A 23,270-nucleotide genomic window follows, 5' to 3' on the forward strand; every position below is an offset into this window, starting at 1 on the left:
AATCATGCAGTTAGGAGGGTTGAATAGTCACTTAAGGGTAACTGAAGTGGAGAGCGCAGAAGGAAGAAACGGGCGGGTGAAGGGCTTCACCCGCCTGATGCGTTACGCGACGTGGGTTGCCGCGATGTCCAGCAGCGCCATCTCGTCGCTGTTGAGCAGTTTTTCGATGTTTACCAGGATCAGCATACGGTCGCCGAGCGCGCCGAGGCCGGTCAGGTATTCGGTCGACAGGGTCACGGCGAATTCCGGTGCCGGGCGGATCTGGTCGGAGGCGAGTGACAGTACGTCGGAAACGCCGTCAACCACGATACCGACCACACGCTGACCAAGGTTCAGCACGATCACCACAGTGTTTTCGTTATATTCCACTTCGCCCTGGCTGAACTTCACGCGCAGGTCGACGATAGGCACGATCACGCCGCGCAGGTTGGTGACGCCCTTGATGAAATCAGGGGTGTTGGCGATGCGGGTAACCTGATCATAGCCACGAATCTCCTGCACTTTGAGAATATCGATGCCGTACTCTTCATCGCCCAAAGTGAAGACCAGGAACTCCTGACCTGATGGCTCGCCCGCCAGTTTTGCTACATTACTCATACCGGTCATGTTTTATACCTTCTTAACTAAATCAGGCGGCTGTGTGCGCCATACGATGTTCACGATTCAATCCCTGCAGCGCTGAGACGTCCACAATCAGCGCGACGCTACCATCACCAAGGATGGTGGCGGCAGAAATCCCCGGCACTTTGCGATAGTTGCTCTCCAGGTTTTTCACCACCACCTGGTGCTGACCAATCAGCTGATCGACCAGCAGCGCATAGCGACGACCTGCGCTCTGCAGAATGACAACAATTCCCTGCGTGGCTTCGGTTTTTGCCCCGGCCACGTCAAACACTTTCCACAACTCAACCAGCGGCAGGTATTCGCCACGTACTTCCAGTACGCGCTCGCCGCCCGCCAGCGGATGCAGATCTTCTTCGCGCGGCTGCAACGACTCCATAACGGCGTTGAGCGGCAGGATAAAGACTTCGTTATTCACTTTCACTGACATGCCGTCGAGGATCGCCAGCGTCAGCGGCAGCAGGATACGGATAGTAGTACCGGTGCCCTGCTTCGATTTGATCTCAACGTGGCCGCCCATCTCCTGGATGTTACGTTTCACCACGTCCATGCCCACGCCGCGGCCAGAGACGTCTGTCACCTGCTCGGCGGTAGAGAAGCCCGGAGCAAAGATCAGCATGCCAACTTCTTCATCGGTCATGCTTTCGCTCACGGCCATGCCCTGAGAAAGCGCTTTGGCAAGGATACGGTCGCGGTTAAGGCCGGCACCATCATCGGTCACTTCGATGCAGATGTTGCCGCCCTGATGCTCTGCGGAGAGGATCAGGTTACCAATCGGCGATTTGCCCGCTTCAACGCGTTTTTCCGGCGTTTCGATACCGTGGTCGAGGCTGTTACGCACCAGGTGCGTTAACGGATCGATAATACGTTCGATCAGGCTCTTATCGAGTTCGGTCGAGCTACCCTGCAGGGTCAGTTCTACCTGTTTATCCAGCTTGGTGGCCAGGTCACGAACCAGACGCGGGAAGCGGCTGAAGACATACTCCATCGGCATCATACGAATCGACATTACCGACTCTTGCAGATCGCGGGCGTTACGCTGCAGCTGGCTCATGCTGGTGATCAGATCGCCATGGGTCACCGGATCCAGTTCGTTAGAGCGCTGGGCCAGCATTGACTGAGTGATCACCAGTTCGCCGACCAGGTTAATCAGCTGGTCAACCTTCTCTACCGCTACGCGGATGCTGGTGGACTCACTGGCTGCGCGCGCCGGTTTTTCACGACCAGCAGGCTGCGGCTCTTTGGCAACGGCTTTCAGCGCCGGTGCGGCAGCTGCCTGAACGGCAGGAACAGCGGCTTCGGCCTCTTCTTCTGGCGCAGCAGCTTCGGCAACCGCGTCAACGGCGGCTGGCGCAGCGGCTTTCTCAAAGGCGATCTGATCCGCTTCGATAACAAAGCAGAGCACCGCAATAATGTCATCTTCACCGAGACCGCCATCGATGGTGGCGCTCAGGCTATTACTGCCTTTGACCACATCGCTCAGCGTACCGAGGTTACCCAGCTCCTCTTCCAGCAGGGCAACTTCGCTCTCCTTCAGGCGCGAAAGCACGACGCGCAATTTGCCGTCGTTCGCCGCAGCCGGGGCAGCGTCGACAGCCTGCGCGGTGCTTTCAACAACAGAGAGCTTCGCGCTGCCAGCAGCCGGAGCGGCTTCGCCTTTCGCTTCCAGCGCCAGCTGGCGCAGAGCGTTGCAGATATATTCGAAGCTGGCAGCATCCGGCTCTTGCGAGCTTTTATAGGCGTCGAGCTGTTCTTGCATAATATCTTTGGTTTCCAAAAACAGGTTGATAATGTCGGTGTTGAGCTGCATTTCGCCACGCCGTGCCTCATCCAGCAGGTTCTCCATCAGGTGCGTGGTTTCCTGCAGAATGGTAAAGCCAAACGTTCCCGCACCACCTTTAATAGAGTGAGCGGCGCGGAAGATGGCGTTGAGCTGTTCTGAATCAGGTGCTTCCGGCACCAGGTCCAATAAATGTTGTTCCATATCGGCCAACAGTTCGTCGGCCTCATCAAAGAATGTCTGGTAAAAATCACTAATATCCATGCTCACGCTATCACCTCGGATTGGCTTGTGGCGATGTGGGAACTGCTACCGGAGACGCAGGGGCTGGCGCGGGGGCTGCCGGCTCTGCGGGCTCAGGCTGTGTAATGGCGCTTATTGGCGCACTTTGACTCTCGGCGTTCTCATGCAGAATGGCCGCTTCTGCCTGTTTGTTGAGCACCAAAAGACTTATTCGGCGGTTGATGGCTTCATCAGGTCCGCGGTTGACCAGGCGCATGGTGGCGGCCATGCCGACAACACGCATTACCTTGCCATCATCCAGCCCACCGGCAACCAGCTCGCGACGCGATGAGTTTGCACGATCGGCTGAGAGCTCCCAGTTGCTGTACCCTTTGTCGCCGTTGGCGTACGGGGCATCATCGGTATGACCGGAAAGACTCACTTTATTCGGGATGCCGTTAAGCACCGGGGCAATCGCCCGTAAAATATCGCGCATGTAAGGCTCGACTTCGGCACTGCCGGTTTTAAACATCGGCCGGTTCTGGCTGTCGATAATCTGAATGCGCAGCCCTTCCTGTACCAGATCGATCTTCAGATGCGGGCGCAGTGCGCGCAGCTTCGGATCCGCTTCGATCAACTGGTCCAGATCGCCGCGCAGTTTGCTCAGGCGCGACTGCTCCATGCGGCGTTTCAAATCATCAATATTCGGCTGTTTTTGCACTTCGCCTTGTTGCTGTGTGTAGTCATCGCCACCGCCCGGAATGGGGCTGTCGCTATTGGAAATACGCGGCCCACCGGTGACCGCTGTTGCCAGCGGCGTGCGGAAATATTCCGCAATCTGAATCAACTCTTTCGGGCTGGAGATGGAGATCAGCCACATGACCAGGAAGAACGCCATCATCGCCGTCATAAAGTCGGCATAGGCGATTTTCCACGAGCCATGACCGCCGCCACCATGGCCTTTATGTTTTTTTCGTTTAACTACGACGATAGGATGGGCCTGATTTTTCATGCGTCCTCGGTTGTCGTCTGTTGGTTAGGGTTGCGGACAGCACGTACGTGCTCATCCAGCTCGACAAACGATGGACGCTCGCTTGAGTAAAGCGTTTTACGACCAAACTCGACCGCAATCGGCGGTGCATAACCGTTCAGGTTCGACAGCAGCGTGATCTTGACGCACTGCATCATCTTGGCGGTTTCCGCACTTTTCTGGCGCAGCACGCTTGCCAGCGGCGAGATAAAACCGTACGCCAGCAGGATGCCGAGGAACGTCCCCACCATCGCGTGGGCAATCAGTGCGCCCAGCTCTGCCGCCGGACGATCCGCCGAAGCGAGTGCGTGAACCACACCCATTACCGCCGCAACGATACCGAATGCCGGAAGCGAATCACCGATCGCCGCAAGGGCGTTGGCAGGTACTTCAGCCTCGCTCTCGTGGGTCTCGATCTCTTCATCCATCAGCGCTTCGATCTCGAAGGTGTTCATGTTACCGCTGATGATGAGACGCAGATAATCGACAATAAACTCCAGCATGGTGGCATCAGCCAGAATGCGCGGGTAGCTGGCGAAAATCTCGCTCTCTTTCGGGTTCTCAATATCTCTTTCGAGGGAGAACATCCCCTGCTGACGTGATTTCGCCATCAGGCGATAGAGCAGCGCCAGCAGGTCCATATACATACTTTTGGTGTACTTAGAGCGGCGAAACAGCAGCGGCAACGCTTTCATTGTGCCTTTGATGGCTTTGCCGTTGTTGCCCACAATGAATGCACCCACACCCGCCCCGCCGATAATAATCAGTTCAGAGGGTTGATACAGTGCCCCAAGGTGACCGCCGGTCATCATATAACCGCCTAAGACTGCACCAACTACTATCAGGTAACCTATTACGATAAGCACGACATCATCCTTCTGCTAATGACTAAGGCTTAAGAGAAACATTTCGGAGGGTTTTCACGAACGGCGGGCAAAAAAAAGCAGCGGCATTAAAGCACCGCTGCTGGAGTTTTGATTCCACCTTATTCGGTTAAACAGCCTGATCGATCTGTTCTTCCAGCAGTTGTGGAATAATATCGGCAGCTTCCGGCGAAAGTTTACGTCTTTTTACCGCGCGGGACGGCGGCTGGCATAAACTGCAGGCAAAGCTACCAACAGGCTGATGAGCATGGGTAACAAAGTTACCGTTGCAGCAGTTACAGCGCGACAACTCCAGCATTCCGCTTTCCATGAAACGGACCAGCGTCCAGGCGCGAGTCAGCGCCAGCAGCGGGCCTTCATCAGAATGAGGGCACTGTTCGAGGTAGAGTCGGTAAGCTTTAATGACTGCGTCAACGCCGCTGCACAGACCGGTTTTTAACAAAAACTGCCAGGCGTTGCAGAACATCGACGCGTGGATGTTTTGTTCCCAGGTCATAAACCAGTCGGTGGAGAATGGCAGCATGCCTTTTGGCGGCGGGCTACCACGCAACTCTTTATAGAGTTTGATAAGACGACCGCGGCTAAGCTGCGTCTCACTCTCCAGCATCTGTAAACGCGCACCCAGCGTAATCAGTTCCATTGCTAACTGAATGTCGCGTGCTTCCTGAACAATGCTTTTCTCACTCATAGTTAAGCCCTTTTCTTCCTGGCCGCGTCGCCGTTTTTAGATGATTCGTTGAGCAGGCGGGTTGAAAGCAAAATACCGGTATGGACTTGCTGCAAGTCATCCACACGCGATTCCTGGGTCAGACGAGTGATTGTCTGATGATTGTCAAAACGGAACTGACAGATAAGCTGATTGGTTTCAGCCAATTTCACCATTTGCGGCAGGGTTAATTCACCCAGCGTGTTTGCCATCTCTTCATTAATCCCTAAACGGAACATGGCGGAGGCTTTGTCCTGGCTAATCAGACGCTGAGCAAGGAGTAAATATGACAGATTGATATCGTAAACGTGTTTCAGCAACTCGGATGTATGCATTTTTCCCATCCAGAATAACCAACTTGAATCTTATGCGGCTAAGCCGCACCCCGTGATGTCGCCGGGAAAAAACCCGGTATAAAAAAGAAAGGCTAAATGCATAACTGACTCAGGATCTCGCGAGCAAGGCGCTTCGTTGAGATGTTAATGCCTTGCTGCTCTCTTAATCATTTCTTACAAAGAACTAAGATTTTTCCTAATTCGACGCAACTGTACTCGTAGGTGCTGAGACATACAATCTGAACAGAGCGGGAATTTGAAATTTTTGTGATCCACGTCACATAATTTACGTGATTATTGATCAGAAATCTATCAGTCTCGCTTGTGATTTGATGTTTTATTGCTCGATTGAACCCTTTTTTATTCCACTAGTACGAATACTAATGCAGTACCAACCGCAAAAAAGCGCTACTGGTCAGAGGTATGACATGCTGGAAAGCCTCGATTCAGCAAAACGTATCTATTGCAGACACATAAATAAATATACTTATAAAACAATAAGTTAAGATTTTAGCACTGCTAATTAGTTGACTTAAGTTACCATTTCGATTTCGTTAATGAGCCTGATGAACTGCGGCGGAATTTAGCGATATATTCTTTAAATTTCAGTTAGGTATTCAATTTTCGTTAACTTGCTTATTATATGTACGCTCTGTTACGTAAGAATAATTAATGAATATTTATGATTACCTTCACAGAGTGGCAATGTTCGTGGCTTGCGCTGGAGCCTGAAACAGAGTAATGGTGAGAAAAACTGGAATACCTCGTGGAGAACGCAATGGCCTACGCGCATCTTCTGGTTGCGGTGGCGATGACCCCGGAAAGTCATCAGCTACTCGCCAAAGCGATTGATATTGCTCGCCCTTCTCACGCCCGCATCACATTAATTACCCTTGCCGCCGACCCCGAACTCTACAATCAGCTTGCTGCGCCGATGATGGAGAGTGTCCGAACCCTCTTACAGGAAGAATTGCAACAGTTTCTTAACGAATTGGTAACCAGTACAACTTATCCGATTGAGCAGACGCTGATCGCCACGGGCGAATTGTGTGAGCATATCGCGCATGTCTGCCGCACCAGGGGGGTCGATCTGGTGATATGCGGCAACCATAACCAGACCTTTTTCTCGCGGGCGGCCTGTTCGGCGAAGAGTATTGTGAAGAACAGCGAGGTAGATGTGCTGCTGGTGTCGCTGGAGGGATAAAAAAACGCTCCCGTTTTCGCGGGAGCGTTCGGTTTTACGGCTTAAGCCAGTTTCGGGAAGGTCGCCACTTTGTTTTGTAGCTCGCTCTGCGCGCTACGTGGCGTGATTTGCTTTAGGTCGCTGATAAACCTCTGCTGCCAGTGGTCGATATCATTCTCCTGAATGATCTTCAGCATCTCCGCATGGCGCGAAATACGCTCTGCAAGCGGCATGCGCAGCGCACGGTCGAGTGCCGCAGCCACATCGTCCCGATCGTAAGGGTTAACCAGCAATGCGGAGGTCAGCTCGTTCGCCGCACCGGCAAACTGCGACAGCACCAGCACACCCGGGTTTTCCGGATCCTGCGCCGCCACATACTCTTTCGCTACCAGGTTCATACCGTCACGCAGTGGCGTCACCAGACCCACTTCGGCGTAACGAAAGACCTTCATCAGCACTTTGCGATCGAAATGCTGGTTGAGGTAGTAGAGCGGCGTCCAGCCAAGCTGGCCATATTTACCGTTAATGCGCCCCGCTTCTGTCTCCAGCTGGTGACGGATGTCCTGATAAGCCTGCACTTCACCGCGCGAGGTCGGCGCAATCTGCGTATAGCGGATTTTGCCGTGGTGCTCGGGGAATTTCTCCAGCAGGGTCTCATAAGCGAGGAAACGCTCCGGTAAACCTTTGGAGTAGTCCAGACGCTCAACGGAGAAGATGTTCTTCACATTCTTCAGCTCCGCTTTCAGCTGCGCCAGCTTAGGCGGCAGCGGGCCGGATGCCTGCTGAGCAATCTCATTCGGCTCAATACCGATCGGGTAGACTTCGGTACGGAAATTTCTGCCCCACGCCATATGCTCTTTACTGTTACGCGTGCTGAGGCGCGTCTGCATCGACACGCTGTCGAGGAACGCGGTGCGATCGCTCTCGGTCTGGAAGCCGAGCAGATCGTAATCGCACAGCTGCTCCAGCAGCTCCGCATGCGGCGGCAGGGCGTTGAAGATCTCCGGCGTCGGGAAAGGAATGTGCAGGAAGAAGCCAATCTGGTTTTTCACGCCGCGTTTACGCAGCTCGTTGGCAAACGGCAGCAGGTGATAGTCGTGGATCCAGAGAATGTCATCCTCTTTCAGTAGCGGCACCAGCTTATCGGCCAGTAAGGCGTTCACTTCCTGATAGCCATCCCACGCTTCGCGCTGGAATTTCACCAGGTCGAGACGGTAGTGGAAAGCAGGCCACAGCACGGCGTTAGAAAACTGATTGTAATACTGCTCGTGATGCTCTTCGCTGAGGTTGAAGGAGACCCAGGTAATGTTCCCTTTGCTCACCTCTTTCAACGGTTGATCTTCATCGCCGATTTCGCCGCTCCAGCCAAACCAGACGCCGCCTGCGGCTTTCAGTGCGCCCAAAATACCGACTGCCAGTCCGCCAGCACTGGCTTTTTTATCATCAGGCGGTGCAATTCGATTAGATACTACGACTAAGCGACTCATAGCCATCTCTCCTGTTTGTTAGCGCCTTTTCTTCTTGTTTTTGATACTCGGACATACGTTCCAACCAGTGATGAACATCCCGGACGTCATTCAGCCGCCACTGTGCGTGGGTTTCGCCTGAACCGACTTTAATCGAGATACCGCCCAGTTTATTGACGGTTTCAAAACCATGTTCATCAGTAAGATCGTCACCAAGAAACACCGGTTTCCTGCCGGTGAAGGGCGGCGTGCGCAGAAAGGCTTCAATGGCCGCGCCCTTATGAATGTCTGACGGTTTTAGTTCAACCACACATTTGCCTGGCTGCATGGCCAGCTGCGGGAAGGTATCAACCATCTGTTGGGCCAGGGCAAAGACCGCTTCTTCATGCTGCGGTGCCTGGCGATAGTGCAGTGCGAATGCCATCCCTTTGGTTTCCAGCACGACGCCGTCAAGCGACGCCAGCCCGTGCCGAAGCGCCTGCTCCAGCGGAATAAGCACCTCTTTCGGTAATGTCACCCGTTCAGTTTGACCGGAGATATCGCGCCGCTCTGCCCCGTGAACACCGGCAAGCGGGAAACGATACGGTTTAACGAGCTCATCAAGCTCGCTAATGGAGCGCCCTGAAATTAACGCCAGCGCGCCGTTATTCATCTCTGCAAGCAATGAAAGTCTGGTCAGCACCTGTTCCGGAATGAAAACTTCATCCGGGCGCGGTTTAATATCAGCGAGGGTGCCATCCAAATCGAAAAAAAAGGCAAAATCACCGGAAAAGAGAGGCGGTTTTGATAACGCGTCGTCCACCCTTGTTTCCTCCTTACATTCATCATTTGAGCCGATATTTCGCTGCGGCCCATTATCATTAGCTATGTAAGTATAGACAGTGTGACGCCGCTCGCCATTTTAACAATGAAAGACCAGCCGCATTCGCGGCTGGTTAAAGGGGGAATTACACTGAAAGGTTGTGTCGATAATTTAAGCAGTTAGCGTTATACCGTGCGCTTCGCTTTCTGCTTGTAACGGTCGAAGATCACTGCTGCCAGTAGGATCAGACCGCGTACGACGTACTGCGAGAAGGGGGAGATATTGAGCAGGTTCATGGCGTTCTCAACGGTGCCAAGAATCAGAATACCTGCCACTACATACGAGATTTTTCCTATGCCGCCTTTGAGCGAAACCCCACCCAATACGCAGGCCGAAATGACGATCAGCTCATAACCGATGGAGGTCATCGGCTGTCCGCTGGTCATGCGCGAAGCGAGAATAATCCCCGCCGCCGCCGACACCAGCCCGGAAAGCACAAAGATGATGATTTTGGTACGCACCACCGGCACACCCGCCAGCCGCGCGGCCTCTTCATTACCGCCAATCGCCAGCGTATTGCGACCAAAGGTGGTGCGATTAAGCAGGAAGCCGAAGATAATCAGGCAACCAACCGTCAGCCAGATTGGCGCAGGCAAACCCAGCCAGTTAGCGTAGCCAAGCTCGAAGAAGCGCTCATCTTCGATGCCGACCGCTTTACCATCAGAGATGATATAAGCCAGCCCGCGTACAATCTGCATGGTCGCAAGGGTTGTGATCAGGGCGTTGATCTTTAAGCGGGCAATGACGAAACCGTTAATAAAGCCGCTGACCACACCGAGCAGCAAACCGGCGGCAACGCCGATCCACAAGCTTTCGCTGAGGTTAATCACCACCGCCGTGGTCACACCGGCGCAGGCAATCACCGAGGCGACCGAGAGATCGAAATCGCCGGAGGCGAGGCAGAAAAGCATGCCGCAGGCAACCATTCCGGACATTGAGATCGCCAGCCCCAGCCCCTTCATATTGACGAAGGAGGCGAAGTTCGGCACAAACACCGCGCAGCCGATAAACAGCACCGCGAAGACCACCAGCATGCCAAACTGATCCCAGATGCGTCCGACGCTAAAGGGCGACTTTTTCGGCGCGCGGGCCGTTGTTAAAGATGACATCGTTTTCTCCTCACTCAGGCGACCGCCTGGCTCACTTTTGGCATAGCCAGGCTCAACACCTGCTGTTCATCACTCTGTCCGTGTAGCACCTCACCGGCAATCTCCCCTTCGCGCATCACCACGATGCGGTCGGCAACGCCGAGCACTTCGGGTAAGTCACTTGAAGCAAAGAGCACCGCGACGCCACGCGCGGCCAGCGCGTATATCACGTTGTAGATCTCATGCTTGGCACCCACGTCGATACCGCGCGTCGGCTCATCAAGCAGGATCACTTTCATCTCTTCCGACAGCCAGCGACCGAGGATCGCCTTCTGCTGGTTGCCGCCGGAGAGATTCATAATCAGCTGTTCGGCACCGGGGGTTTTGATATTGAGCGCGCGAATATGGTGCGCGGCGTTCTCGCTCTCCCAGCCATCGTTTATCAGGCAGCCTGCGCGAATGTATTTACGCCGGGCGCTGATATTGATGTTCTCCTGAACCGAGTGCACCGGGATAATCCCTTCGGCTTTACGATCTTCCGGGCAGAGCATCATCCCTGCCCGAATGGCGTGGGCCGGTTTCTGGATGTTGATCGCTTCGCCATCGATAAAGACCTGCCCTTCGGTGATCTTCGTCCCGCCGAACAGCCCTTTCATGAGTTCGCTGCGCCCGGCACCGACCAGACCGAAGAGGCCGACGATTTCACCGCTGCGCACGCTTAAGCTGATGGGCGTACGCACGCCCGGCGCTTTCACCTGCTCCAGGCGCAGACGCTCTTCGCCACAGGGGCGCGGTTGCCAGCCGTAGATATCGCCCAGTTCGCGCCCGACCATCGCCTGCACCAGCTGATCGTGGTTGACCTGCTGCATATCGCTGAAGGTGCGCACGTAGCGGCCATCTTTAAAGACGGTAATAGCGTCGCTAAGGGCAAAAATCTCCTCCATACGGTGGGAAACATAGAGGATCACCCTGCCCTCTTTGCGCAATTCCCGGATCACGCGGAACAGGTTGTCGATTTCACGTGCCGAAAGGGAACTGGTCGGTTCGTCAAAGGCGATCACTTTGGCGTTGCGCGCCAGCGCTTTGGCAATCTCCACCATCTGCCATTGACCGATAGAGAGATACTTAAGCGGCGTCTGGGGATCGATATCCAGCCCAAGATGCTGTAATTGCAGGCCCGCTTCGTAGTTGAGCAGCGAGCGGTTCACAATGCCGCCTTTTTGCGGCAGTTGACCCAGATAGATATTTTCCGCGACAGTCATCTCCGGCACCAGGTGCAGCTCCTGGTAGATGATCGCCACGCCGGCATTCAGCGCCGCAGTGGTGTCGCTAAATACCACCTCTTCGCCTTTGATCGCCAGCGTGCCGCCGGTGGGCGCGTAGTTACCGCTAAGAATTTTTAGCAGGGTGGATTTCCCCGCGCCATTTTCGCCCATCAGCGCGTGCACCTGCCCGGCATAACAGTCAAAGGTGATATCGCTCAGCGCTTTGACGCCGGGAAAGGTTTTGCTGATGCCGCGAAACGAGAGATAGGGAGTGGAGTGTTGCATAACGTCTCCGTGAAGCAGTTGAGGGTACGACAGGCTCCCCGTTTGCACGGGGAGCGCAACCGACAGAGCCTTACAGTCCTTTCTTCGCCAGCTCTTCTTTGAAGTTATCGCGGGTGATCAGCACCACATCGGTCACCGCGGTGAACTTCGGCGGCTCAACGCCTTTGGTCACCCAGTTGTAGAGCAGCTCGCTGGTTTTATAGCCATGCACGTCCGGGCTTGGCAGCAGAGATCCATAGAAGCCGGTGGCCTGCCCTTTCGACAGCTCGCTCACCGCATCGACACCGTTAATACCGATGCCAATCACATCGGCCGCTTTAAAGCCCTGGCCTTCGGTGGCGCGCACGCCGCCCAGCACGGTGTTATCGTTCATACCGAGCACCAGCCAGTGTTTCACTTCCGGATGCTGTACCAGCAGGGAGTTACCGGCATCGAATGCGCCGGGGATATCGTTAGATTTGGTCGGCACCTGGTAGATCTGTTTTTCCGGGAAGCCGGCTTTTTTCAGTGCGTCCATCGAGCCGGAGGTACGGCGACGGGCGGTGTCGAGTTCGTTCGCGGTGATTGCCATCACGCCGGTCTCTTTTACATCCCAGCCGCGTTTTTGCATCTCTTTATAGAGCTCTTCGCCCTGACGCGCGCCGATTTCACTGGCCGCCATCATCACCAGCGGAACGGTATCCATCGGCTTGCCTTTGGCATTGACGAACTGGTCATCGACGGCAATCACTTTCATGTCGTAACCGCGTGCTTTCGCCATGATAGCGGAGCCCAGTTTCGGATCCGGCGTACAGATGACAAACCCTTTCGCGCCGCTGGCCGCCAGGCTATCAATGGCGTTCAGCGTTTTTTCGCCATCCGGGACGGCGATTTTAATCACCTCGAAACCTAACTCTTTGCCCGCTTTGTCAGCGAATTTCCACTCAGTCTGGAACCAGGGTTCTTCCGGCTGTTTAACCAGAAACCCGAGCTTCATGGTTTCAGCGATAGCGGATTGTGACATAACGGCAGCCAGGCCGATGGCCGCCAACGCTTTAGTGAATTTGTGCATGGTAAACTCCGGCTTAAACACGCTTTTATGTAGGGAACAGAAATAATTGCTATTGTTAAAAGTTCAAAAAACAAGGCATTAGCGCCCATGCATCAGATGGACATCTGTGCTGGAAATAGTTTTAGCGGGAAATTGATTCTCCATAGGAGAGCGGCATCACACGGCTGAATTACAGTAATTCCGTACATAAATTCAGCGGATTTAGCCATAAAGTCGGCGGCTTTTGTCAGACAAATCGCAAGGGTGAAAGCAGGATAATCCATAACGTCAGCCAGCTTATCCTTGTACCCGGCCACAGGGCGCGGCCGGGCGAAACGATTACCAGCGGTAGTAGATGTGATCGGCGTGTTCGCGAACGGGTTTTTCGTCGCCCAGCAGGCGCGCGGCAAGCGTAAAGGCAAAGTCGAAAGCGTGTCCCAGACCTTTGCCGCTGATCAGGTTGCCATCTTCAACGACCGGTGCATCGACATACTCGCCGTCTTGCACTTGTTGATAGAGATCGCCGGAGCAAACATACCGACGCCCGTTGAGCAGATTGTTGCCGCCCAGCACGCGCGCAGCGGCGGAGCAGATGGGGCAGATCAGTTTCCCTGCCGCATCGTGGGCTTTAACAAATTGCACGACATCGCTGCTGCCCGCGAGGTTGACGCTGCCCTGCGGCCCGCCTGGCAGGACGATGGCATCGAACAGCGTCGCTTGCCGCTCGGACAAGGTGCTGTCTGCCACCATAGGAATGGCGTGATAGCTGACCACCGCGCGGGTATCCGCGCAGGCCAGCGTCTCTACTTCAATCTCTAAGCGGCGCAAAATATCAATAGTGATAATCGCTTCCGCTTCTTCAAAACCCGGCGCTAACAATACCGCCACTTTTTTCATGACCGACTCCTTGCCGTTGAGGTCAGGTGAAACAGGTGGCGTTATTGTTGATCAAAACAGCGTTTCAAAATCCTCGCTGCGTCACAGACCCGTGGCCGGATGTCGATAATATGCGCGTTAGTGCGCTTCGCCCTGCGGGGTGAACTTCAGTTCAATCAGCGCAATGGCTTTTTGAATCGCCCGGCGCGTCACCGGATCGGCGGCGGCGGGATGGGTCGAGAAGTCGATGGTTTTAAGCTGGTTAGCCATTTTTTCACGCACTTCAACCGGCGCGATAACGTCAATCACATCAAGGATCTGTTTGATGACCAGCTGGCAGGCGACAACGTCAGAGACCAGCTCCTGGTCGGCGGGGGTGTTTTGCGACATGGGAAGCTCCTTATTGAAAGGGCGCCATAGTAGCGGGAAACGGCGGGCAAGAGTAGTTTTGCGCGCGGCCGCGTTGCGCAGAGACAAAAAAACCTGCCGCAGCAGGTTTTTTTATTCTCAGAACATCGCGCCAGGCGGTACGTCTTTGAAGGTCTTGCAATAGGTTTCAAACATATGCTTCAGGATTTTACGCAGTTTCATTTTTCACTCCGGCAACTAGTCAGGCAGGTGTTGAGCCTTAATGGGCGACATAATATGACGCCCGTCACAAAAATCAATCTATCTGAGAGCGAAATCACGTTTCAAAAATTGAAACTGGCGTAGTTTTATGAGCAATCTGATGACAAATCCGACAGTTAGCGCGCTAAAAATATTTTTAGCTTCTTCAATTATTTTTTGTGGATGGCAGACTCTCAATGACCGAAAGTTCCCCTGCGCAAACGCGAGGTGCGGTTTCTCCCGCTGCATTACTGGTCGCGGGCGCCTTCTTTATGGAGTTTATTGATGGCACGGTGATCGCCACCGCGCTGCCGGATATGGCAAAAACCTTTGGCGTCGAAGCGGTGGCGCTCAATATCGGTATCAGCGCCTATCTGATTACGCTTGCTGTACTGATCCCCGCCAGCGGCTGGATCGCCGATCGCTTCGGCGCGCGCACCGTCTTTACGCTGGCGCTGGCGATCTTCACCTTCGCCTCGGTGCTGTGCGGCCTCTCCACCAGCGTCGAGATGTTTGTGGCAATGCGGATCTTGCAGGGGATGGGCGGCGCGCTGATGGTGCCGGTCGGGCGGCTGGCGGTGCTGCGCACCACGCCCAAACATCAGCTGATTACCGCTATCGCTACGCTGACATGGCCTGCGCTGGTGGCCCCGATTATCGGCCCGCCGCTCGGCGGGTTTATTACCCACTACGCGGACTGGCGCTGGATCTTCTTTATTAATGTGCCGCTCGGACTGCTGGGGATGGCGCTGGCGCTGCGCATTATTCCCAACATCCGCGAAGAGGAGCGCCGTCCCTTCGACTTAACCGGCTTTCTCACCACCAGCGTGGCGATGGTGAGCCTGGTTTACGCAATGGAAGCGCTCGGTTCGCAACACCCACAGGGTGGATTGACGCTGGCACTGTTGACGCTTGGCGCGGTGATGTTTGCCTTTACGCTGCGCCATTTCCGCCACCACGCGTGGCCGATGATCCGCCTGGACGCGATGCAGGTACCAACTTTTCGCGTCACTATGTATGGCGGTTCGCTGTTTCGCGCCTCGATCAGCGCAGTGCCGTTTCTGCTGCCGCTGCTGTTTCAGGTCGGGTTTGGTATGGATCCCTTCCACGCCGGGCTGCTGGTGCTGGCGGTGTTTGCCGGGAATTTGTCCATTAAACCGGCGACCACGCCGCTTATCCGCTGGCTTGGCTTTCGTAAGCTGCTGTTGATTAACGGCGCGCTAAATGTGATAGCCCTGCTGGCCTGCGCGTTTCTTACCGCCGATACGCCGGTGTGGCTGATCTTTGCCATCCTCTATCTTGGCGGCGTCTTTCGCTCGGTGCAGTTTACCGGCGTCAGCACGCTGGCGTTTGCCGATGTGCCCACCGCGCAGATGAGTTATGCCAATACGCTGTTTAGCACGGCGACACAGCTGGCGGTGGGGCTGGGCATTACGCTTGGCGCGATTGGCATTCGCCTTGGCGAGCATATCAGCGGCTGGTTAGGGATCGGCGGGATGGAAGGGATCAGTTTCCGGCTGGCGTTTGTCTTTATTGCGTTGATCTGTCTGGTAGGAATGATTGATACGCTGCGCTTGACGAAGGATGCCGGCAGCGCGGTGTCGCAGAAAAGTCGTTAAACAGAGATGCCGGATGGCGGCTTACGCCTTATCCGGCCTACAAAACAAAGCCCGGCACGCATTGCGCTACCGGGCTTTTTTATTGTGAAATCGCAATGCATTGCCGGATGGCGCCTTATCCGGCCTACAAAAGCCCGAAACCGACCACAGAAACGTAGGCCTGATAAGCGTAGCGCCATCAGGCAAGATGACTATCAGGCCAGCACTTCACGCACGAAGGCTTCGATCTCTTTATTCTGGCAGTTCTCGAAGAAGCACTGCTGGAAACGCTCGCCGGAAACGGCGGTTTTCACCAGTTCGCGATCGATGGCGCGCAGCGTATCGAGATAGTTCTCTTTCACCACCGCTGCTTTCACCTGGTTCAGGATCCCGGCGTTACGCACCTGCGGCTCTTTACGCTCCGGCGGATAACCTTCCCCGTTGCGGCCGGTAAAGGCTTTCTCAAAGATAAAGCGCACATTCAGCTCTGCGCCCCAGCCAAAGCCTTTAGCAAACGGCAGCGCCAGCGCGTTACCGTTGTTGATCTGCGCGAACAGGAAGGCGTCGGCCGGATCGATACAGTAACCGCAGACCACGCCCGGATGGATGTTCAGCGACATCAGCGCGCCCTGCCCGGTGCCGCAGCCGGTCACCACGAAATCCACCGCTTTAGAGTTGAGCAGAATGCTGGCCATAATACCGAGGTGGATATAGGTCAGATGATGGTCATTTTCGTCGCTCATGCCGACGTTATACACCGGGAAATCTTTCTCATCGGCTACGGTTTTCAGCTCTTTGAGAATGATGGCGTTTTTCGCCGCCTGGCTGTTTTCCATCATCAGTGCAATTTTCATTTTTATCTCCTGTAGACGTGCTTCGGATAGCAAAGGTTACCTAAACCTTACTACCTCACAAACATACTTTCAAATTTAGTGAAAAATGGTTTTAAAAATCAAAAGCCGCCTCACAGTTTTGAACGGCCCGCTCCTGCCGTCCTGATTAGTAGAGGGTGTTCGGGGGGTTATTCCGTCGATTGCCGCACAAAGGGCGCGATTAAGATGAGAAGATGCAAAAAATGAAGCAGAGCAACGTCATGAAGAGAGTCGTTATTGCCGCCACGCTGTTACTCCTTGCCGGGTGCACCATCACCAAAGAAGCAGAAGTGAGCAGTGTGGACACCACCAGCGGCGTGGTGCGTCTGAGCTTTAATCAGCAGATGATGCAGACCGCGCGTTATGATGAGTATGTCGCACAGGGCACCGCCAACAAACAGTGCCAGCAGTTGGGTTACGCTACCGCCGTGGCATTTGGTCAGCCTGTGCAGACCTGTAGTTTGATCAGCGGTTCGGGCTGCATGAACACCAAAATCACCATTCAATATCAGTGTCGCGGTATCGCTATCGACCCCAACCGCGCGGCCTGGTAAATTCTTAAGCCAGCTATTATTGCTGGCTTTTTCTTTTATTAATAATCAAAACAATTCTCATTCATTTACATATTCCTCCGGCAATGCGTGTTATTCGCATTCTCTTTATTAATCAAACGCTTTATTATTTTACCTTTTGCAAATAATTAAATAACAAATTATAGTGGCGGCACTTTCCCCTGTTATTTTTTTAATTCCGGAGCCGTGCGATGTTAAAAGCAGAGATGATCGAAAAACTCAACGAACAGATGAATCTGGAACTCTTCTCCTCCCTGCTCTATCAACAGATGAGCGCATGGTGCAGCTACCACAGTTTTGAAGGCGCCGCCGCGTTTCTGCGCCGCCACGCGCAGGAAGAGATGACCCATATGCAGCGCCTGTTCGACTACCTGACGGACACAGGCAGCCTGCCGCGCATCGCGAATATTGCTTCACCGGTCGCAGAGTATGCCTCCCTTGATGAACTGTTCCGCGCGACTTACCAACATGAGCAGCATATTACGCAAAAAATTAATGAGCTGGCGCACGTTGCAATGATGTCGCAGGATTATCCGACCTTTAATTTCCTGCAGTGGTATGTTGCCGAGCAGCATGAAGAAGAGAAACTCTTTAAATCGGTAATTGATAAATTAACGCTGGCGGGTAAAAGTGGTGAAGGCCTCTACTTTATTGATAAAGAGCTGGCGACCCTCGACGCACAAAATTAATAATAAGGGCGGTGCAGTTAATTCTGTACTGCCTTTTTTCTTTCTGCTCCACAACACTACTCTCTGATTATCCTCTGTCACAAAATGCCTGATTCCGCACTTAACACCAGCGGTGGTTGCTCTTTTTCGTCCGCACGATAAAGCGTAAACAAAAGATTACAACAGATGTAACGGTCATTTGACGAAACGGTGGAATTATCTTACTCTGCGCCGCGTATTGCGTGTGCAGTGAGTTCAGAAATAGAGGAAAGTGTGAAAAATCGGGCACTTGGAAGTGTATTTATTGTCGCTGGCACCACCATTGGTGCGGGCATGCTGGCGATGCCGCTGGCAGCAGCGGGCGTAGGGTTTGCAACGACGCTGGGGCTGCTTTTCATCTTATGGGCAGTGATGTGTTATACCGCCCTGCTGCTGCTTGAAGTCTATCAGCATGTTCCGGCTGAGACCGGGCTGGGCTCGCTGGCGCAGCGCTATCTGGGTCGTTACGGTCAGTGGATCACCGGCTTCAGTATGATGTTTCTGATGTACGCGCTGACGGCTGCCTATATCAGCGGTGCTGGCGAGTTGCTTGCTTCAAGTATCAGCGAGTGGTTTAACGTTTCGCTCTCGTCGAGCGCGGGCGTGCTGATCTTTACGCTGGTGGCTGGCGGCGTTGTCTGCATTGGCACCTCGCTGGTCGATCTCTTCAACCGTTTTCTCTTCAGCGCCAAAATCCTCTTTTTGGTGGTTATGCTGGCATTGTTAATGCCGCATGTTCATCAGGCTAACCTGCTGACTATGCCGCTGGAAAAAGGGCTGGCGCTCTCAGCGCTGCCGGTGATTTTTACCTCGTTCGGTTTTCACGGCAGCGTGCCGAGCATTGTCAGCTATATGGGCGGCAACATTCGCCAGCTGCGCAAAGTGTTTATTACCGGTAGCGCTATTCCGCTGGTGGCGTATATCTTCTGGCAGCTGGCGACCCTTGGCAGCATCGACTCTCATACCTTTATGGGCCTGCTTGCCAGCCAGTCAGGGCTTAATGGCTTGTTGCTGGCGCTGCGCGATGTCGTCGCCTCTGCACATGTCGAACTGGCGATCCACCTCTTTGCCGATCTGGCGCTGGCTACCTCATTCCTCGGCGTCTCGCTGGGCCTGTTTGATTACCTCGCCGATCTGTTCCGTCGCCTCAATAGTGTCAGCGGCCGTTTGCAAACGGGCATCATCACCTTTCTGCCGCCGCTGGCGTTTGCCCTCTTCTACCCGCGCGGTTTTGTGATGGCGCTCGGTTACGCAGGCGTTGCGCTTGCGGTATTAGCCCTGCTGTTGCCGTCGATGCTGGCGTGGCAGAGCCGCAAACATCATCCGCAAAGCTGTTATCGCGTACTCGGCGGGAAACCGGCGCTGTGCCTGATCTTCGCCTGCGGTATCGCCATTATTACTATTCAGTTTTTGATTGTGGCAGGATGGCTGCCGGAAGTGGGTTAACTACGAAAGCCTGCGGGTTTTAACCCGAGAGTAGAAAGGTCGCCAGCTGGCGGCCTTTTTTATGGCGGAGCCTAATGGCGAAAGCCTGACGAAGCCAGATTTCAGGCACAAAAAAACCACCTTTCGGTGGTTTCACGACACTGCTTATTGCTTTGATTATTCTGCTTTTTCCCCATGGTACCCGGAGCGGGACTTGAACCCGCACAGCGCGAACGCCGAGGGATTTTAAATCCCTTGTGTCTACCGATTCCACCATCCGGGCTCGGGAAGAAATTGGAGGCGCGTTCCGGAGTCGAACCGGACTAGACGGATTTGCAATCCGCTACATAACCGCTTTGCTAACGCGCCAAAATCCTTCAGGCTTTTCAGCCAGCACCCGCTGTAACAGCCGATGCGTAAATCTGGAGCGGGAAACGAGACTCGAACTCGCGACCCCGACCTTGGCAAGGTCGTGCTCTACCAACTGAGCTATTCCCGCGTCATCAAGCGTGTTGTAATCGCTTGATTTTATTATCTTCTGGCAAGCTGTGCCGCCTTCCGATGCGTTGCATTCTACTTACCTGACGCAATGAGTCAACGATATTTTTCAAAAGCACGATCGTTTGCTGAAATTTGCGACGAAACGATCACGGTTCGAGCAGATCGCCGCGCGCAGCGTTGAGATATTGCAGCATCGACCACAGCGTCAGCACTGCGGCGACAAAGAAGAGCGCAATGCCGGCGTACTCAACCCACTGGTTCGGCCGCCACAGCAGCCACACCAGCGCCACCATCTGCGCCGTGGTTTTGACTTTACCAATCCAGGAGACCGCCACACGGCTACGCTTGCCCATCTCTGCCATCCACTCCCGCAGGGCGGAGATGATAATTTCACGGGCAATCATCGTTGCCGCAGGCAGCGTCACCCACCAGCTGTGATAGTGCTCCGCCACCAGCACCATCGCGATCCCGACCAGCACCTTATCGGCCACCGGATCGAGAAAGGCGCCAAAGCGCGTGCTCTGGTTCCAGCGACGCGCCAGATAACCATCAAACCAGTCAGTTACCGCCGCGCAGCAAAAAATAAGGGCGCAGACAAACGGCGCCCAGTGGAACGGCAGATAGAACGCCAGAACGAAAAACGGGATCAGGATGACGCGAAAAAGGGTGAGCAACGTAGGAATATTGAATCGCATGTTGGCGTTAACTGTCTGTTGTCCGTAAAATTTCGCTCTATGTTGCTACAGAGCCCCTAATGTTTCAACGAGTAGAAGATCTTTTCTGCCAGACCTTGCGAGATGCCCGGCACTTTCGCAATTTCCTCAATGCTGGCGTTCTGTAACCCTTGCAGACCGCCCATATATTTCAGCAGCATCTGCCGACGTTTCGGCCCCACCCCTTCGATGGTTTCGAGCGAACTGGTGTTCTTCACCTTCGCCCGTTTTTTACGGTGTCCGCTAATGGCGTGATCGTGCGATTCATCGCGAATATGCTGAATCACATGCAGCGCGGGTGAATCCGGCGGCAGGCTGAACCCCTCCCCTTCCGGCTCGAAAAAGAGCGTCTCTAAACCGGCTTTGCGATCTGCGCCCTTCGCTACGCCCAGCAGCAGCGGCTTATGTTTATCCCACGGCACATCCAGCTCGGCAAATACGGTTTTCGCCTGACCCAGTTGCCCTTTACCGCCGTCAATCAGGATCACATCAGGGATCTTGTCCTCTTCAATGGCTTTACCATAGCGGCGGCGCAGCACCTGATTCATCGCCGCGTAGTCATCGCCCGGCGTAATGCCGGTGATGTTATAGCGGCGATACTCGGCGCGCACCGGCCCGTTGGGGTCAAATACCACGCAGGAGGCGACCGTCTGCTCGCCCATAGTATGGCTGATATCGAAGCACTCCATGCGTTTGACCGCAGGCAGATTCAGCACGCTCGCCAGCGCGGCAAGCCGCTGGTGGACGGTCGACTGCTGAGAAAGCTTAGTACTGAGCGCCGTCGCGGCATTGGTGCGCGCCAGCTTCAGATAACGGGCGCGATCGCCACGCGGTTTGGTCTGCACATTAACTTTACGCCCGGCCAGTTCTGAGAGGGAATCACCCAGCAGGGTTTTATCGGTAAGGTCAAAGTCGAGCAGGATTTCGCCCGGCAGCGTGCGCATCTGGCTGCCCTGCAGATAAAACTGGCCGACAAAGGTTTCGACCACTTCGCCAAGCTCGGTGCCGCCCGGCACTTTCGGGTAGTAGCTGCGGCTGCCGAGAACCTTGCCCTGGCGGATAAACAGCACATGGACGCAGGCCATGCCAGCATCAAACGCCACGCCAATAACATCCAGATCGTCGCCATTATTGGAAACGAACTGTTTCTCCGTTACGCGGCGTACTGCCTGGATTTGATCGCGCACGCGCGCAGCTTCTTCAAAATCGAGCGCCTGGCTGGCTTTCTCCATTCGCGCGATAAGCTGGGTCAGCACCTGATCGTCTTTACCAGCGAGGAACAGCCGCACGTAGTCAACCTGTTGCGCGTACTCCTCTTCGCTCACCAGCCCCTCGACGCACGGGCCAAGGCAGCGGCCAATCTGGTATTGCAGGCACGGACGAGAGCGGTTGCGATAGACGCTGTTTTCGCACTGGCGAACAGGGAAGATTTTTTGCAACAACGCCAGCGTTTCCCGCACCGCATAGCCGTTCGGGAAGGGGCCGAAATACTCCCCTTTCGCATGCTTCGCGCCGCGATGGGTTGCCAGACGAGGGTGCGTGTCGTTGCTGAGGAAGATAAACGGATAAGATTTATCGTCCCTGAGCAGAACGTTGTAGCGAGGCTGGTAAAGCTTGATGTAGTTGTGCTCCAGCAGCAGCGCTTCGGTCTCCGTGTGCGTGACGGTCACGTCGATCTGTTGGATCTGCGCGACCAGCGCTTCGGTTTTGCGCGAGGCAAGATTGCTGCGGAAGTAGCTGGAAAGACGTTTTTTCAGGTCTTTTGCTTTACCGACATAGATAACGGTACCGCCGGTGTCATACATGCGATAGACACCGGGCTTACTGGTTACCGTTTTCAGAAAGGCTCTGGAATCAAAAACTTCAGTCACTGACTTATTAACGTCTCCGCATTGCACAAACCATGGCGAATGGCGAGGTGCGTCAGTTCGACGTCACCGTGAATGTTCAATTTACTGAACATCCGATAGCGATAGCTGTTCACCGTTTTCGGGCTCAGATGCAGCTGCTCTGAGATCTCATTGACCTTCTGGCCCTTTGTGATCATCAGCATAATCTGCAATTCACGTTCCGACAAACTGTCGAACGGTGAATCTGTCTTTTCTGGCTCGATTTGGCTAAGCGCCATCTGTTGTGCAATGTCAGAAGCGATATAGCGTTGGCCTGAGTGAACGCAGCGAATGGCGTTAACCACGTCCTGCGGCGCAGCGCCTTTAGTGAGATAACCCGCAGCGCCAGCCTGCATTACTTTGGCGGGCAAGGGGTTTTCGGTGTGAACGGTAAGCATGATGACTTTTGTGTCGGCACTGCCGCGCGCGATTTTACGCGTCGCTTCAAGGCCGCCGATACCGGGCATATTCATATCCATGAGAACAACATCAACCGCATTGGTACGACACCATTTAATGGCGTCTTCACCGCAGTTGACCTCACCCGTCACTTTTATGCCCTTAATATCTTCGAGAATGCGTCGTATCCCTGCGCGCACCAGTTCATGGTCATCAACAAGTAGTACGTTGATCAAAGGAGTATCTCCGGAAAAGGGATAACGCTGCGAAAACTAATTCGGCATATATTAGCTTTTTTTTAGCCCATAATGAAAGGCAAAAAAACAACGAACGCCAATTTTGTTCTCGTTTT

23 protein-coding genes and 3 tRNA genes are annotated in these 23,270 nt (G+C 54.3%); 5 read left to right on the forward strand and 21 right to left on the reverse strand.

Going from position 1 to position 23,270, the window contains the following annotated elements:
- Positions 1-102 precede the first annotated feature (102 nt).
- From cheW to flhD, 6 genes are all read right to left on the reverse strand, one after another.
- Positions 103-606: a chemotaxis protein CheW gene (cheW, locus tag ACWPW2_RS11935; protein ID WP_023480148.1), complete on the reverse strand. Its 504-nt coding sequence runs from the start codon at positions 604-606 to the stop codon at positions 103-105.
- A gap of 22 nt (positions 607-628) precedes the next feature.
- The gene (gene cheA, locus ACWPW2_RS11940; protein WP_241175044.1) at positions 629-2,665 is read right to left on the reverse strand and encodes a chemotaxis protein CheA; all 2,037 of its coding nucleotides are present in this window, start codon (positions 2,663-2,665) and stop codon (positions 629-631) included.
- Between the two features lie 10 nt (positions 2,666-2,675).
- Positions 2,676-3,635 carry a flagellar motor protein MotB gene (gene motB / locus ACWPW2_RS11945; protein WP_023480067.1) on the reverse strand — a complete coding sequence of 320 codons (960 nt, stop codon included), beginning with the start codon at positions 3,633-3,635 and terminating at the stop codon, positions 2,676-2,678.
- Complete coding sequence (gene motA / locus ACWPW2_RS11950; RefSeq protein WP_034813190.1) at positions 3,632-4,519, reverse strand: flagellar motor stator protein MotA; 888 nt, start codon at positions 4,517-4,519, stop codon at positions 3,632-3,634. The genes motB and motA overlap by 4 nt, the downstream gene beginning before the upstream one ends.
- 127 nt (positions 4,520-4,646) lie before the next feature.
- Positions 4,647-5,225: a flagellar transcriptional regulator FlhC gene (flhC, locus tag ACWPW2_RS11955; protein ID WP_023480091.1), complete on the reverse strand. Its 579-nt coding sequence runs from the start codon at positions 5,223-5,225 to the stop codon at positions 4,647-4,649.
- Between the two features lie 2 nt (positions 5,226-5,227).
- Complete coding sequence (gene flhD, locus ACWPW2_RS11960) at positions 5,228-5,578, reverse strand: flagellar transcriptional regulator FlhD (protein ID WP_023480187.1); 351 nt, start codon at positions 5,576-5,578, stop codon at positions 5,228-5,230.
- A 778-nt stretch (positions 5,579-6,356) separates the two neighbouring features.
- On the opposite strand from flhD, the gene uspC reads away from it, so the two are divergent.
- On the forward strand, positions 6,357-6,782 hold the full coding sequence (uspC, locus tag ACWPW2_RS11965; RefSeq protein WP_023480164.1) for a universal stress protein UspC: 426 nt from the start codon (positions 6,357-6,359) through the stop codon (positions 6,780-6,782).
- A gap of 41 nt (positions 6,783-6,823) precedes the next feature.
- Here uspC and otsA read toward each other — a convergent pair whose 3' ends face one another.
- The 8 genes from otsA to azuC form a co-directional block, all read right to left on the reverse strand.
- A complete protein-coding gene (gene otsA / locus ACWPW2_RS11970) occupies positions 6,824-8,248 on the reverse strand; it encodes an alpha,alpha-trehalose-phosphate synthase (RefSeq protein WP_124968028.1) in 1,425 nt (474 codons plus the stop codon).
- Positions 8,223-9,029, reverse strand: a complete 807-nt coding sequence (otsB, locus tag ACWPW2_RS11975; protein WP_023480150.1) for a trehalose-phosphatase — start codon at positions 9,027-9,029, stop codon at positions 8,223-8,225. Before otsB ends, otsA begins: the two co-directional genes overlap by 26 nt.
- Before the next feature lie 185 nt (positions 9,030-9,214).
- Positions 9,215-10,198, reverse strand: a complete 984-nt coding sequence (gene araH, locus ACWPW2_RS11980; protein WP_023480059.1) for an L-arabinose ABC transporter permease AraH — start codon at positions 10,196-10,198, stop codon at positions 9,215-9,217.
- A 14-nt stretch (positions 10,199-10,212) separates the two neighbouring features.
- A complete protein-coding gene (araG, locus tag ACWPW2_RS11985; protein WP_454123182.1) occupies positions 10,213-11,727 on the reverse strand; it encodes an L-arabinose ABC transporter ATP-binding protein AraG in 1,515 nt (504 codons plus the stop codon).
- Positions 11,728-11,797: 70 nt separating this feature from the next.
- Positions 11,798-12,778 carry an arabinose ABC transporter substrate-binding protein gene (locus ACWPW2_RS11990; RefSeq protein ID WP_023480146.1) on the reverse strand — a complete coding sequence of 327 codons (981 nt, stop codon included), beginning with the start codon at positions 12,776-12,778 and terminating at the stop codon, positions 11,798-11,800.
- A 318-nt stretch (positions 12,779-13,096) separates the two neighbouring features.
- Positions 13,097-13,654 (reverse strand): DJ-1 family glyoxalase III, encoded by a 558-nt coding sequence (locus ACWPW2_RS11995; protein WP_454123185.1) that lies wholly within the window; start codon positions 13,652-13,654, stop codon positions 13,097-13,099.
- Positions 13,655-13,771: 117 nt separating this feature from the next.
- Positions 13,772-14,023 carry a DUF2766 family protein gene (locus ACWPW2_RS12000; protein ID WP_023480161.1) on the reverse strand — a complete coding sequence of 84 codons (252 nt, stop codon included), beginning with the start codon at positions 14,021-14,023 and terminating at the stop codon, positions 13,772-13,774.
- A 117-nt stretch (positions 14,024-14,140) separates the two neighbouring features.
- A complete protein-coding gene (gene azuC / locus ACWPW2_RS12005) occupies positions 14,141-14,224 on the reverse strand; it encodes a stress response protein AzuC (RefSeq protein WP_017458329.1) in 84 nt (27 codons plus the stop codon).
- A gap of 215 nt (positions 14,225-14,439) precedes the next feature.
- Between azuC and ACWPW2_RS12010 the strand changes: the two genes are divergently transcribed.
- Positions 14,440-15,861, forward strand: coding sequence for an MFS transporter (locus ACWPW2_RS12010; RefSeq protein WP_454123187.1), 1,422 nt, complete (start codon positions 14,440-14,442; stop codon positions 15,859-15,861).
- Between the two features lie 194 nt (positions 15,862-16,055).
- Here ACWPW2_RS12010 and ACWPW2_RS12015 read toward each other — a convergent pair whose 3' ends face one another.
- Positions 16,056-16,694 (reverse strand): RpiB/LacA/LacB family sugar-phosphate isomerase, encoded by a 639-nt coding sequence (locus tag ACWPW2_RS12015; RefSeq protein WP_023480165.1) that lies wholly within the window; start codon positions 16,692-16,694, stop codon positions 16,056-16,058.
- Positions 16,695-16,933: 239 nt separating this feature from the next.
- On the opposite strand from ACWPW2_RS12015, the gene yecR reads away from it, so the two are divergent.
- The 3 genes from yecR to tyrP all read left to right on the forward strand — a co-directional run bounded on the left by yecR (position 16,934) and on the right by tyrP (position 19,437).
- Positions 16,934-17,266: a YecR family lipoprotein gene (gene yecR / locus ACWPW2_RS12020; protein ID WP_023480136.1), complete on the forward strand. Its 333-nt coding sequence runs from the start codon at positions 16,934-16,936 to the stop codon at positions 17,264-17,266.
- 209 nt (positions 17,267-17,475) lie between these two features.
- Positions 17,476-17,973, forward strand: coding sequence for a non-heme ferritin (gene ftnA / locus ACWPW2_RS12025; protein ID WP_124968023.1), 498 nt, complete (start codon positions 17,476-17,478; stop codon positions 17,971-17,973).
- 252 nt (positions 17,974-18,225) lie between these two features.
- Entirely contained in the window at positions 18,226-19,437 is a 1,212-nt protein-coding gene (tyrP, locus tag ACWPW2_RS12030; protein WP_454123190.1) for a tyrosine transporter TyrP, read from the forward strand.
- 175 nt (positions 19,438-19,612) lie between these two features.
- Here tyrP and ACWPW2_RS12035 read toward each other — a convergent pair.
- The 6 genes from ACWPW2_RS12035 to uvrY form a co-directional block, all read right to left on the reverse strand.
- Positions 19,613-19,699: transfer RNA gene (locus ACWPW2_RS12035), tRNA-Leu, on the reverse strand.
- Positions 19,700-19,711: 12 nt separating this feature from the next.
- Positions 19,712-19,785: transfer RNA gene (locus ACWPW2_RS12040), tRNA-Cys, on the reverse strand.
- Between the two features lie 54 nt (positions 19,786-19,839).
- Positions 19,840-19,915: transfer RNA gene (locus ACWPW2_RS12045), tRNA-Gly, on the reverse strand.
- A gap of 148 nt (positions 19,916-20,063) precedes the next feature.
- Positions 20,064-20,612 (reverse strand): CDP-diacylglycerol--glycerol-3-phosphate 3-phosphatidyltransferase, encoded by a 549-nt coding sequence (pgsA, locus tag ACWPW2_RS12050; protein WP_187799225.1) that lies wholly within the window; start codon positions 20,610-20,612, stop codon positions 20,064-20,066.
- 56 nt (positions 20,613-20,668) lie between these two features.
- Positions 20,669-22,501 (reverse strand): excinuclease ABC subunit UvrC, encoded by a 1,833-nt coding sequence (uvrC, locus tag ACWPW2_RS12055; RefSeq protein ID WP_023480181.1) that lies wholly within the window; start codon positions 22,499-22,501, stop codon positions 20,669-20,671.
- Entirely contained in the window at positions 22,498-23,154 is a 657-nt protein-coding gene (uvrY, locus tag ACWPW2_RS12060) for a UvrY/SirA/GacA family response regulator transcription factor (protein ID WP_042712093.1), read from the reverse strand. The genes uvrC and uvrY overlap by 4 nt, the downstream gene beginning before the upstream one ends.
- Positions 23,155-23,270 lie beyond the last annotated feature (116 nt).

The sequence above is a fragment of the Kosakonia sp. Marseille-Q7440 genome (assembly GCF_965119485.1).